The organism is Nostoc punctiforme PCC 73102, from assembly GCF_000020025.1.
Lineage (GTDB): Bacteria > Cyanobacteriota > Cyanobacteriia > Cyanobacteriales > Nostocaceae > Nostoc > Nostoc punctiforme.
In genome coordinates, this window is record NC_010628.1 from 2,514,033 (window position 1) to 2,526,825 (window position 12,793).

The window sequence follows — 12,793 nt, forward strand, 5'->3', positions numbered from 1 at the left end:
ATAACACACCCTAATAACTCCTAACTCCTAGCTCAAATTTTTTAAAAGCTAAAGAGACATTATGTCCTCCAAAACCAAAAGAGTTAGAAAGAGCAACATCTACTCTTTGAGTTCGACTTTTATGGGGAACATAGTCTAAATCACAGTTTGGATCTGGCTGTTCTAAATTGATTGTTGGTGGAATTAAATCAAGAGCCACACTCTTGACTGTAGCAACAGCTTCGATGCCTCCAGCAGCGCCCAAAAGATGGCCAGTCATTGATTTTGTGGAACTAATAGGAATTTGGAAAGCGCGATCGCCAAGAGCTTTTTTAATCGCTAAAGTTTCTATGGCATCATTAGCTAAGGTGCTAGTGCCGTGAGCATTAATATAACTGACTTCGTTGGGGAATATGCCACCATCTTTTAAAGCTAGTTCCATAGCTCTCATGACTCCCTCTCCGCTAGGAGTTGGAGCAGTCATGTGGTAAGCATCACAAGTCAGACCATAACCAACAATTTCTGCATAGATTTTTGCTCCACGGCCAAGAGCGTGTTCTAATTCCTCTAAGAATAAAATGCCTGCTCCTTCTCCCATCACAAAACCATTGCGATCACGATCGAACGGACGAGAGGCACGGGTGGGTTCTTCATTTGCGGTTGATAGCGTCTTGGCAGAACCGAAGGCAGCTATAGACAGAGGTGTAATCACAGCTTCTGTACCACCACAAATCATTCCTAAAGCATGACCTAACTGAATTGAGCGAAAAGCTTCTCCGATAGCATTACCTCCAGCAGCGCAAGCTGAAACAGTACAAAAGTTTGGCCCTTTAGCTCCTGTGTAAATTGCTATTAGTCCAGCTGCCATGTTAGCTATTGTCATCGGCACTGTAAAAGGACTACAGCGTTTAGATCCCTGAGTCAGGAGAACTTTTTCTTGCTCCTCTACAGTATAGAGGCCGCCCATACCGTTGCCCACAATAACGCCCACTTGAGTAGCATTAGAGTCATTAATTTCAAAACCAGCATCGGCGATCGCTTGAAGACTTGCAGAGATTCCAAATTGAGCAAAACGAGATATATGCTTAACATCTTTGCGTTCTAGATAATCATAAGGGTTAAAGTCTCTAACTTCGCCTGCAATTCTACATATATGCAAAGAAGCATCAAATTGGGTAATCAAATCAATTCCACTTCGTCCCGCAATCAATCCTTCCCAATATTCCTTGATGGTATTTCCTAAAGGGGTAATAGCTCCCATACCTGTAACTACAACCCGCCGGATATTTTTGCTAATCATAAGTAAAACTCAAATAAAAACTTTCTGATTGATGTAATTAACGATTTGTTGTACTGTTACAAGTTGCTTTGCTTCCCGATGAGGAATTTTTGTATTGAAAGTATCCTCTAGTGTTTGGAACATTGCTATCAAGTCTAAATAATCTGCCCCTAAATCTTGAATAAGATTAGCATCTAGGGTGATTTTTTGCTGTTCATTTGCTAATTCTTTGGCAACAACAGCTTGGACTGTGTTAAATATATCTTGTTGGGTCATAAATAACCTCTTGTGTTTGCTAGTTTGAAAGACTTGTTCAGAAAACTATTGGATGAGAACACTTATAATATAAATCTATTAAAATATGGTTACAATGGACTTTTGTTTGAAAAATGAGGAAATCCCTTAGATATATTTTTATTTATAAAAACCTCATTGTAGATTTAGGATTCCATATAACAATAAAATCCCTGAATTATTTAAAAAATCAGAAATCTGGAGCTTTGTTATTACTCTATATTTATTGAATGAACTAAACGAAAGGTGTTTCCAAAATTTTTTTTAGATATTTCTTAGGATTTTCCTCACAAAACTCGATAATCTTAGGAATTTGAAATTCTGCTAACCGCTCTTTACAGTAATTTTGAACAAGCTCCGTACATCTCAAGAGTGGCAAAATCAAAGGTAGTGTGTCGAATAAACCACTCAAACATCCACTTCAAATACAAGAAGGAAGGTATCAAAGCACAAAAACGTCTCTTCAAGACGCTGCGCGAACAAACCCATGTTTTGGCCTGTAACCAAATATCCTCTATGGGATTTTGTTCTGGACAATTAGGCGCTTTAGCGATCGCAGTGTATTTTCCATTCATCGGATGGTAAGGTCTGATTAACCTCTTCCAAGAAACCTCGAATCTCTTTGGAGGGGTGATAAGTAACGCCATCCCAAAAAATTACCAATCGCTGATCGCCAGACTCATTTAACAGATAGCGGAGGTAATCAATAGTATTTCTGAGTTGCCCTTGTCATAAGCTTTCAGCAATAAGGGACTTCCAGTTAAAAAAATATCCCGTCGTCGGGGCGCAAGGCCTTGCGCCCCTACAAATCTATAAATAATTTGGGATAACTTATTTTTTGCAAGTCCCTAATTGTCCGTCGAGATAATCAACAGTCCCGTAATATGTCTGTTTGTAAAAAAAGAGTTTTAGCCTTAAGTAAACCGTATTGGGGTATACACTACTTTTGAGATGATATTTTAAATGCAGGCTTACCATCTTCTAAAGTTAGAAGAAGATAACACTTGCCAAATGTATCATCATTCCAGCGATGAACGGGAATTCCAGAACAGCCTAAAGATTCTGTCATAACTTTTGGCAAATCTTGTAACGTAATATTTTTAACTGAATTCAATGATGAAATGGCTTCTGCAAGTATAAGAACTGAACCGATTTCACTTAATCGTCTACTTTCAAGTGAAATGGTATTACCATGTTGAAGCTCATTTAACTCGAACTCGGATACATTTAATCCAAGAAGATTGAAGCCCTTCTGAATTTCAGGAATTCCGATTTGAGTTGATGCAGAATTAATTGTAGTTGAGATAGACATAATTTCAGGAGTTTCTATTTGAGTGGATACAGACTTAATTGGAGTTGCAATTGATAGAGACATAATTGTTTAACCTGTTGTAATGATGTATTAGAATGAACTTTTAAGAAACACATTGCATAGAAAAGATTTTAGGTTTTAATTTTAATGTGTTTATTTCATATGTTGCACAAGTGAAAAAGGCTCTTTTCATAGGCTTATATTTTGTAGCACCTTTTTCATTCGCCAATAAATTTATTTGTTAGCTCAGTAATTAGTTGTATTTTGCTAAATCCAGCATATTTAAAGTTTGCAAAGTACATAAACTAATTATGTAGTCTAAATATAAATACTGTTATACTTCTGAATTTTGACTTCTCAAGCGGATTAAATTTTGAATTTAGGGCTTGGTAAGGAGTTACAATTTCTTTATCAAACAGATGAATTTTGATAATTATTAAGGTGTAATAAATAAGAAAAGGCATTTACTAGGTTTATTAGATGAGTGTTACTAACACGATGGAGGCACTTGGCAGTTCACATATATATTAAAATTCACTATTAGACTTATTGTAAAAGTCAATAAATATGCCTGCCATTATGAAGAAAATAGCGCTCATTGAGTAGTAACACTCTCAAGAGAGTAGCTTAGATTTCTGCTTTATAACTAAAAGGTAGTACTTAATTTTCCTTGTTTTGTCGTGAACGTTGAGTTTTTAACTTGCTAATACCCAAGAAACTTGCAACTAAAATACTAGATATAAAAGATGAAGGTTCGGGAATAGCAGTGACTTTAAATTGTGTGGCTAATCCAAGAGTAGAACTAAATCTTGGATTAGCATTGACTGCATTAGCATCACCAGCCGCAATTACTGTAGATACAGAATCTCCCAAGACAAACTCGCTATCAAACCTGTTACCTGTAATCTCAGGTGTAAACTTTTTGTACTCTAGTAATAAATTACCTTCTCTAGGATCATAGATGAATGGTTTTGTGAAATTGAGAACAATATCAAAGTTTTTTGGCGATCCTGCGAGTCCAATATTTTCAGAGCTTGCTTTCCATTCTCCATCAAAAACCTTTGTATAGTTGGCGCTAATATTTTCTTCAAATACACTACTTAAAGCGTCAGAATCTCGTGTTGTTGTGGAAAGGTAAAATTCGATATCTTCAATCGTAAAATCAAAAGGTGTCGTGTTTGATTCATCAGGGCGCAAAGCAATTTGAGAAATTTCTATTGGTGCAGAACCAAACTGTGAAGCATCATAAACCTGTTGAAATCGTGAGGGAAATGGAATGAGAAAACCAAGTCTAGAATTACCTTCTCGATTTTCTAATTGATCTGTTGATATGAAAGATGCCGCTTGGGCTGCATTAGTAATTCCTACAGATAATAATGCTACTTCTACAGTAAGCATTGATAGTTTATTTAAGATTCTCATCGATCTAAGCTCCGACAGTGTAAATGTTTAACTCGATCTTATACTATGAAGCTGCGTCAGACCAATACAGTTCAGCTAATATTGAAAATTGAATTTCATGCAGCTTTATTTTAATTTCTTAACCAAAACTAAAACTCTACTTAACTGAAATGTATTGGTGTAAAAATAGTACTTTACGATGCAAATAAAGCTACTATCTGAAATAGGCTTTTACCTTTGCCTTTAATCTTTATCAACAGTCCAATTTGACTAAAAAATCAAGATTCAGCACTGATAAAAGACCATTCAACATCTTCAGGTTGAATATCTCTCACGATGTTTTGTTCTGGGAAGGCTGCAAGAAAGAATCGATTCACTAACTGCTGCCAATTTTCCCATAGTAGTATCCACCACGGGAACACGAATGGATACTCTACTTCCTCAACTCCCAAAGCCTCACATTGCTGTTTCCATTCACGTTTGCAAAACTCAAGGTATTTACCATTTCCTCCTTTTTCTATCATCGATTTCGATTTTTTTGCTGATGTGCGTAGAATAAATTTTTTGATATCTTTATTAGCAACTAGTAATTTTGAGAGTGAACCCATGTGATAAGAAATGTTATACCCGGCATTTTGACTTGTTGGTAGCACAGGTATAATTTGCTCAAATTTACTTGGATTAATTAAGCTCATAGCAAAAACTCTGGCTGCTATCTTTGTCAGTAATAATGTACTGCCACTAGTCATCAGCTTAGTTGCTTTTGTAGTCATACCAAACTCAGGATCTTGATCTAAAACGAAATTAGTTTTTTTGTTGACCCAAATCCAATTTACTGCTTCAAAAGGAGGATAAACTTGTTTGAAAACATCCATTTGTCCTTCAAAACCAACACACTTGAGAATGATATCTGCCTCAATTTTAGTTCCATCACTAGTGACGACACTATTGCTATCTATAAAATCAATACTGTCTTTTTTAAATTCAGCTTTCCCTACTTTATGTGCTAAAAAAATAAAATCGGAAATGATGGGAACAGTTCTTTGATTAATAGAAAAACCATCCAAGTTTTCCTTCATAAAATTAGTTCCAGCCCAATCATACATTTTCCAACTCATTTTTAATAGAGGAGCTACAGGAGCTAGTCTCATGGAATTGAGCCAAAACATTACCATGCGCGGTAAAACTATATTTATTGTCTTGGCGATGATAGTGACATGCGTGGCACCGTTAAGCAGCGCAGTCCGAGCATTTTCCATCGCAAAAGCACCGCAACCGATAATTGCAACTTTTTTACCACGGTACTCGGAAATAGGCATATCATCTGAAATTCCATAGCGAATTAAACCTTGGAAATTTTTTTCTCCAGGGAAGTGGACTGTACGCCGTTTATGCAGTCTACCGCCAGCATAATAAATGCCATCTACTTCTAATGATTTGTTAGCATTATCGTGTTTGTAATAGACGCGGTATTTGCTGTCAGAAATATCTTCTATGGAGAAAACTTCTGACTTAAAGATGATATGTTTACCAATCCCGTGTACATTGATGAAGCGTTCAGCATGAGCCAAAATTTCATCTCTCGGTGTAAACTCGCTTGGTAATCCATTAGGATAATCCATGTCAAAGCGATATTCTGGTTCGGGGATTTGTACATAGCTTGACTGGTTGGCAAAGGTTCTCCAAACTCCTCCTGTAGCATCATTTTTATCTAGAATGACAAATTCTATCCCTGCATCCTGAAAAATCTTTGCTGCTGTGATACCTCGAAAACCTGCTCCAATAATGGCAATTTTTTTGGGCTTTGTTAGTTGTTGCATTGATTTATTCTCCAAAGTAATATTTCACCAATTGAATTGGTATTAGCTGGGTATTTTGAATTTTGTTAGTTAAGCTTTTTCCGGGTTTCCAAATCTCCTTGGAAGGTCACTATTCTATTCATCTATATGTGCAGTGACATCACATAATTTTACTGTATTTTTTGTTGGCAGAAAAGTTTTATATAGGAATCCCATTTTCTTTTTGAAGATTGACCCTGATTGAAAGGTTGCCAGGGTTCTAAATATATCTAGCAAGTCTCAAATGGGATTCCTATAGTTCAAGTTCAATCAGTTCAGTTAAGATTTGTCCTCCCTAATCATACTTAAAAAGGAGAGAATTATAGTAAGCTTTTTAAGATGATTAGGGGGATATTCTCAAGTAAAATACTACTAACATCAAAATCTTTTCTTAGTTTTACATTCGTGATGTTAGTATTAGTTGCACCTGCACAAATCTTATAATGTTGAGGCTCGCTCTACACGGGTTTTTAAGGCTTGATTCATTGCTTCAAAACCAGCCCGTGAATTACCTTCTAAGCTTCTTTTAAACAAGGGTACTAGTAATCCAGAGAAGAATTCACTATGAAAAAGTTGTACAGAATTTGCTCCAGTTTTTTCGAGATAAAAAACATGTTCTGCATCCAAAAGTTTAGGGAGTAGAAACTTTCCTAACCAACGAAATTCTTTTTGTGGCTCTGCTTTAAGAACTATAGGTGTGAATGTCATACCTTTAGAACCAGGGGGCTGAATAAAAACATTTAATCTGGCTCCAGTCCTAACATTTCCAGTTGCCCGAAGAATGAATGGATTCCACTTAGGATAACTGGCTAAATCTGTAAGTTGTTGCCAAACTTCCTCGGCAGAAGCTTGAATTTCTATTTGGGTGTGTATTTGCATACGAAACATTTGAATACCTCTCGGATCTAATTAGTGTAAAGGCGGATTTTTCTACACAGTCGTATTAAGGAAAATGGCATTTTTTGACATAACATCTGCTGAAGTTGGCTTTGCTACAACCACAAATCTTGATATTTAACTCGTAGAGATTGACTTGCTTTATTTAGGAAAACTTTGGTTTGCAGTTGTGACTATATTCTACATTAATTTGAAGATAAGAGGCAATTAAGCTGTCAGATGACAATCATCCTCTTTATTTAGATATCAAGAAACCTGTAAAAATACTTTATTTTATTGAAAACTGAGGTAATCTGAATGACTCATAGGTATCTTTTGGCTTCCAGTCTGTAATTTCTGATTGAATCAGATTGAACAGCTTACTGACTTGGTTCTTATTTCTAATATAAAAGTGTCCTTCTGGAAAGAAATGACTTCTGAACTCTTTAGTCGTATGCTGTTCCCAAGCATTAATATCTTGTTGACTAACCATTGGATCAAATATTCCTCCAAGGGCATGAATTGGGCAAGGTAAAGCTTCAATTGGACGGGGTTGATAACTCTCGCACAGCAGGAAATCGTCTCGCATTAGTGGCAATAAAACTTTCATCCAAGCCTCATCGTTTAACATCGATTCTGGGATGCCACCGAATCGATTTACGAATGATTTAAACTCTTCTACGTTCATACTATTGCAAGAGTTATGAGGATAGTGAATATGAGGAGCGCGGTGAGCGCCGAGAAATAAAATGAAGGGTAGGTTTGTATCTTTTTTGCGACATTCATGAGCTAATTCATAAGCAATTAGCGCACCTAAACTGTGTCCATAAAAAGCATAGGGTTGGTGTAGATATTGTTTGAGTTGACTGTACAGTTCTGGAATTAGAGTATTAAAATCGGTGATGCGAGGTTCACCAAAACGGTTCTCTCGTCCAGGTAACTGTACTGAGCATACTTCTACATTATGTTCTTGCAAGGACTCAGCCCAACCTCTAAAACAAGAGGCTCCTCCCCCTGCAAAGTGAAAACAAAAAAGATGGGTTTTTGAATTCATGGAAACAGGCTCAGTTAACCAAAGAGTCATGCATTTTGCCCTCTCAATTTGAAGATTCGTTTTGTTTGCAGAACAAATAATACTGTTCGGAAAAGTTGTGCTTTTAAAGCTAAACTATGTCTGTTTTTCAGAAGAGAGAGGAGAATCCAAAATTTAACTTCTTTCATATGATTAGGTGAGCCATGTACATCATTAAACTGTTTCAAGTTCAGTTTGGAGGTATGGTGTTGTAAAAAGCTTTTCTCAGAAATGGGAATGATTTCGTCACGCAGACTGAAGATATAGTTTAATGGAATGGCTAAAGTCTTTAATTCGGTTGGGGTAAGTGCCATCGGCGAAATAGCGGCGAATAAGTATTTGATATCAATACCCATGAGATGTGCGAGAGTTCGTTTTGTGGTAATGGGAACCTGATTCCACCACTGTCGATCGCTAAAAAAGTGATGAATAGGTGCGCTAGCTGTTGTAATTGCTTGAATGCGTTTATCAGCGATCGCACTTTGAATCGCCATCTGTCCACTAAAGCTTAAAGCAACTAAGTAGGTGTTATTCACCTCTGCTAGCTGGCTTAAGCCGTCTAGGAGGGCGGAAAACATCTTCCATGCGGTTGGGCTATACACAATCTCGTTCTCGCCTACTCCTGGCATTTCGACAAGAGCGATCGCCATTCCCAATGTATCAGCATTTTCAATAAAGGCAGCCCATTGTTCTTTGATGGAAACTATGCCACCACAAACTACGAGTAAGGGGCGTTTTTTTTGCTCGGAACCACTGGTGAAATAGGTTTTGAATGTCCCCTGTGGTGTTTTAATTTCGAGTGTTTGTGTGTTTGGTTTGGTTAGTAACCATTGGTTAAATGAGTTGATACAAGCCTGGTGAGCTTCAATGTGGGCGGGTGATTGAATGAAGGGAAAACGAGCTAGATTATACAGTTGTGCTGCTTCTAACCATCTGGCTTTTTTGTATAGTGAATGTGCATCTTTTGACCATTCATAAACCCAAGAGCCTGGTTGATTTCCTTCTTCACTAGTAATTTTTTCTAGGATTGATTTGCTGTATTCAAATGAGATTCCTTGAGCTTGGGTGTGGAGTAAAACTAGTTCTTTGAGTTCATTTAGATATATCATACTGGTTTTGGTGGGTGAGTAATGGGATTTTTAGACTGAGTTTGAGGAGTTAAAGAATGAAGGAACGAACCGCAGAGGCGCAGAGAACGCAGAGAGAGAGAAGATAGGTAATTTTGTATTGGGAAGGATATTTAGGAGTTGACAGCTGAGATGCTACCGCGTTCGATGAGTTGTTTGATGAGTTCTTCGGCGATTTGAATTATGGTGGGGTTTTCCATGAATTTTTCTACTGATACGACAACTTGAATGTCGGTTTCAATACGGCTATTGATTTCCATGAGCATCATTGAATCGATGCTTAAATCAATTAGAGTTTGTTTGGAGTCGATTGTTTTATTAGCATCAAATTTGGCGACTTTGGCAATTTGTTCAATAACATAGGTAGTTAATAGCTGCAATATTTCATTTTTGTTTGTGGCTTTCTGTAAGTTTTCTAAGATTTTTGATTGCTGTTCTGCTATTTCTGGTAAGTTTTGTTGATGTTGGTTAAGTAAAATTGACAGCAGTTCTGGCAAAAGTTTGATTTGTTCTGGTGTAAATGTTGCACTTTTCTGGAGATGTTGAGTTAATTCTTCAGTGTTTCCTTGATTAAGGAGGCGGAGAATTGGTGTCTCAATTATCTGAGAAGATTCTGAAATTTCCGGTTCTTCAGTAGTTTCAATCCAGTAGTGTTGACGTTGCCACGGGTAGGTGGGCAATATGACTTTATGTCGTTTATGGTTGCATTCCAGGGCTGACCAATCTACTTTGACGCCGGATGTGTACAAATGCGCCAAACTGGTTAACAAAGTTTGCCGTTCTGAGTCTTTTAAGGACAAACTGGATAACCAAACTACATCTGCTTTGAGCGATCGCTGTTGCGCCTTTTCTTGTAATGTGGAGCCGGGGCTAATTTCCACAAATAACTCATATTTCAAGCGCTGCAAGGTTTTAACGCTAGTCTCAAATTGCACTGGTTCGCCTAGTTGACTCAGCCAATATTCAGGAGTGGCAATTTGTCCATCGGCTACTTTTCCCTTGCGATTGGCAATTAGCGAAATGCATGGTAATTGATAGTTGATTTGACGAGCAATTGTTTCAAAGTCTGCGAGTAATGACTCAACTAATGAAGAGTTGAAGGTTTGGGCAATACTTTCGGCTTGTGGTGCGAGGGGTTTGTAAACTGTTTCGACAGGTTGGGAAAAGGATAAGCTACGCGAACCTTTATCTGTAGAAATTGCTACTGGCTGCGGTATTTGTGTGGATTCGGTAAAAGCGATCGCACTATTTACAGGTAAAGCTTCCATGAATCGGGCATGAGCGATGGTTAATTTCAACCCGTCTTCTAAGCTAAATACTCCCGCTACACAAGCAGCAATATACTCGCCAATATTATCACCCAAGACGGCATCTGGTTGAATACCCCAAGAACGCCACAACTGATACAGGGCGTATTCTAAAGCAAATAAAGCGGGTTGAATATAAATGTATTCGTTCAGCAGGTAGGAGGATTTACCCCAAAGTAGTTCAAAGAGAGAAACATTTAATTGCTGGTGTAAAATCTCTTCGCACTGGTCAAGGGTAGCGCGGAATGTAGCTTCAGTTTCGTAGAGTTCCCGACCCATGCCTAAGTACTGTGAACCTTGTCCGCCAAACAAAAAGGCGATTTTAGCTTTGGCAGAACTGGTAGCTGATGGTTTGTGAGAAATACCAGCAACGTTAGTTTCACCTGCTACCCAAGCAGCAAGGCGATCGCCAGCTTCACTCGCAGACGAGGCAACAACACCCAAGCGGTAAGGAAAATGAGAACGTCCAGTGTTAGCTGTGAAGCAAATATCAGCGAAAGACTGTTGCGGATGGGCATTGAAGTGCAGCTGGTAGCGTTCAGCCAATTCCTTAAGAGCTTCCGGCGTTTTCGCAGAAAGAGTCAGCAGGTGTGAAGACTTGCTCTCACTTCTCCCCTGCTCCTCTGCCCCTCTGCTCCCCTGCCCCTCTGCCTCTTCAACGGGTGCTTCTTCTAAAACAACGTGGGCATTGGTTCCTACTAAACTAAAAGCACTAACTCCAGCAATGCGAGATTTCTTTCCTCGCCGCCAAGGTGTGCGATCGACTGGGATTTTGATGGGCAATTTGTCCCAAGCAATGCGGGGATTGGGTTTTTTAAAGTGAAGGTGAGGAGGGATTTCTTCATTTTGCAGCGCCAGTAAAACTTTCAGCAAGCCAGCAATTCCTGCTGCTCCTTCTTGGTGGCCAATGTTTGTTTTCACTGAACCGATAACTAGCGGATGGTCTTGAGAATGATTGTTGCCAAATACTTCACCTAAAGCTTCCACTTCAATGGGGTCGCCGAGGGATGTACCGGTTCCATGAGCTTCAATATAATCGATATCAGCGGCTTCTACATTACTGTTGGCGAGTGCTTGACGAATCAGTTTTTTCTGAGCAACTCCGTTGGGTACAGTTAAGGCACTACTGCGTCCATCTTGGTTAACAGCAGAACCGCGAATTAAAGCCAGAATGTTATCGCCATCGGCAATGGCATCTGATAAACGCTTCAGAGCGATCGCCCCACAACCTTCACCTCGCCCCATGCCATTTGCACCTGCATCAAAGGTTTTGCAACGACCATCGGGCGCTAACATCCTCGCACGAGATTCAATTACACTCATATAAGGATGGAGAATCAAGTTAACTCCACCAGCCAGCGCGAGGTCACATTCTTTCAAGCGGAGACTTTGACAAGCTAAATGTACGGAGACAAGAGAAGAAGAACAGGCGGTTTCAATAGTCAAAGTTGGCCCCTGTAACCCCAAGAAATACGCTAATCTCCCAGCACCAGCACACAAACCTAAACCGGTGGCTGTATGAATATCTGCGCTAGTAGGTTCGCTACCTACGACCTGGGTATAATCTTGAGTCATCACCCCGATGAATACACCAGTTTGACTATCTCGCAACTTGTCAGGAGATAAACCAGCACATTCCAAAGTTTCCCAAGCCACCTCTAGCAGTAGCCGCTGTTGCGGGTCTAACATGACCGCTTCACGAGCGGAAATGCCAAAAAATGAAGCGTCAAATTGGTCAACCTGCTCCAGAAAGCAGGCATTGCGACTATAAATTTTTCCTGGTGTATTTGGATCTGAGTCGTAGAATTTGTCAACATCCCAACGATCTTGGGGAATTTCTGCGATCGTATCTACTCCATCTTTTAACAATTGCCAAAAAGCTTCTAAATTATTGGCTTTGCCAGGAAATCGACAACCCGCTCCGATAATGGCGATCGCTTCGCTTTTTTCATTTTCCAGCGTATTGATTTTAGTTTGCAGTTTTTCTAACTTCAACAAAGCTTTAGCTAATAAAGCCCGATTATCTGTATTGTTTTGATTTGCGTTCATTATATTTCTCCAATTTGAATTGGGCATTGGGCATGGAGGGAAGAAAGATAAGGTGGATTCATCGAGTTCAAAAACTCTGTACACTAAGTTTTTTGACCTACACCTTTATTGCATCGACCTGCACCTTTGTTGCATTGACCTGCATCTTTGTTGCATTGACCTGCATCTTTGTTGCATTGACCTGCATCTTTGTTGCACTGACCTGCATCTTTGTTGCACTGACCTGCATCTTTGTTGCACTGACCTGCAAAAATTAACT

Annotated in this window: 10 protein-coding genes and 1 pseudogene; all 11 read right to left on the minus strand. The window is 38.9% G+C overall.

Annotated features, from left to right (window positions below; genetic code table 11):
• Nucleotides 1–10 precede the first annotated feature (10 nt).
• Nucleotides 11–1,279 (minus strand): beta-ketoacyl-ACP synthase II, encoded by a 1,269-nt coding sequence (gene fabF / locus NPUN_RS10415; RefSeq protein WP_012408695.1) that lies wholly within the window; start codon nucleotides 1,277–1,279, stop codon nucleotides 11–13.
• A gap of 9 nt (nucleotides 1,280–1,288) precedes the next feature.
• Nucleotides 1,289–1,534, minus strand: coding sequence for an acyl carrier protein (gene acpP, locus NPUN_RS10420; protein WP_012408696.1), 246 nt, complete (start codon nucleotides 1,532–1,534; stop codon nucleotides 1,289–1,291).
• Between the two features lie 353 nt (nucleotides 1,535–1,887).
• Nucleotides 1,888–2,301 (minus strand): annotated as a pseudogene (locus tag NPUN_RS10425) (transposase); the annotation flags it as partial.
• A gap of 191 nt (nucleotides 2,302–2,492) precedes the next feature.
• Nucleotides 2,493–2,927 (minus strand): hypothetical protein, encoded by a 435-nt coding sequence (locus NPUN_RS10430; RefSeq protein ID WP_012408697.1) that lies wholly within the window; start codon nucleotides 2,925–2,927, stop codon nucleotides 2,493–2,495.
• 597 nt (nucleotides 2,928–3,524) lie between these two features.
• Complete coding sequence (locus tag NPUN_RS10435; RefSeq protein WP_012408698.1) at nucleotides 3,525–4,286, minus strand: hypothetical protein; 762 nt, start codon at nucleotides 4,284–4,286, stop codon at nucleotides 3,525–3,527.
• A gap of 257 nt (nucleotides 4,287–4,543) precedes the next feature.
• A complete protein-coding gene (locus NPUN_RS10440; RefSeq protein WP_012408699.1) occupies nucleotides 4,544–6,085 on the minus strand; it encodes an FAD-dependent oxidoreductase in 1,542 nt (513 codons plus the stop codon).
• 456 nt (nucleotides 6,086–6,541) lie between these two features.
• A complete protein-coding gene (locus NPUN_RS10445; RefSeq protein ID WP_012408700.1) occupies nucleotides 6,542–6,991 on the minus strand; it encodes an SRPBCC domain-containing protein in 450 nt (149 codons plus the stop codon).
• A 277-nt stretch (nucleotides 6,992–7,268) separates the two neighbouring features.
• Nucleotides 7,269–8,033, minus strand: coding sequence for a thioesterase II family protein (locus NPUN_RS10450; RefSeq protein WP_167315600.1), 765 nt, complete (start codon nucleotides 8,031–8,033; stop codon nucleotides 7,269–7,271).
• A 26-nt stretch (nucleotides 8,034–8,059) separates the two neighbouring features.
• A complete protein-coding gene (locus tag NPUN_RS10455; RefSeq protein ID WP_012408702.1) occupies nucleotides 8,060–9,160 on the minus strand; it encodes an alpha/beta hydrolase in 1,101 nt (366 codons plus the stop codon).
• A 131-nt stretch (nucleotides 9,161–9,291) separates the two neighbouring features.
• A complete protein-coding gene (locus tag NPUN_RS10460; RefSeq protein ID WP_012408703.1) occupies nucleotides 9,292–12,534 on the minus strand; it encodes a type I polyketide synthase in 3,243 nt (1,080 codons plus the stop codon).
• A 97-nt stretch (nucleotides 12,535–12,631) separates the two neighbouring features.
• On the minus strand, nucleotides 12,632–12,784 hold the full coding sequence (locus tag NPUN_RS41710) for a hypothetical protein (protein ID WP_167315601.1): 153 nt from the start codon (nucleotides 12,782–12,784) through the stop codon (nucleotides 12,632–12,634).
• Nucleotides 12,785–12,793: the final 9 nt, after the last annotated feature.

What these genes read in the sequence shown, in the direction of transcription:
- fabF (WP_012408695.1), bottom strand. Translation starts at nt 1,279, where the DNA reads ATGATTAGCAAAAATATCCGGCGGGTTGTAGTTACAGGTATGGGAGCT.
- acpP (WP_012408696.1), bottom strand. Translation starts at nt 1,534, where the DNA reads ATGACCCAACAAGATATATTTAACACAGTCCAAGCTGTTGTTGCCAAA.
- NPUN_RS10430 (WP_012408697.1), bottom strand. Translation starts at nt 2,927, where the DNA reads ATGTCTCTATCAATTGCAACTCCAATTAAGTCTGTATCCACTCAAATA.
- NPUN_RS10435 (WP_012408698.1), bottom strand. Translation starts at nt 4,286, where the DNA reads ATGAGAATCTTAAATAAACTATCAATGCTTACTGTAGAAGTAGCATTA.
- NPUN_RS10440 (WP_012408699.1), bottom strand. Translation starts at nt 6,085, where the DNA reads ATGCAACAACTAACAAAGCCCAAAAAAATTGCCATTATTGGAGCAGGT.
- NPUN_RS10445 (WP_012408700.1), bottom strand. Translation starts at nt 6,991, where the DNA reads ATGTTTCGTATGCAAATACACACCCAAATAGAAATTCAAGCTTCTGCC.
- NPUN_RS10450 (WP_167315600.1), bottom strand. Translation starts at nt 8,033, where the DNA reads ATGAATTCAAAAACCCATCTTTTTTGTTTTCACTTTGCAGGGGGAGGA.
- NPUN_RS10455 (WP_012408702.1), bottom strand. Translation starts at nt 9,160, where the DNA reads ATGATATATCTAAATGAACTCAAAGAACTAGTTTTACTCCACACCCAA.
- NPUN_RS10460 (WP_012408703.1), bottom strand. Translation starts at nt 12,534, where the DNA reads ATGAACGCAAATCAAAACAATACAGATAATCGGGCTTTATTAGCTAAA.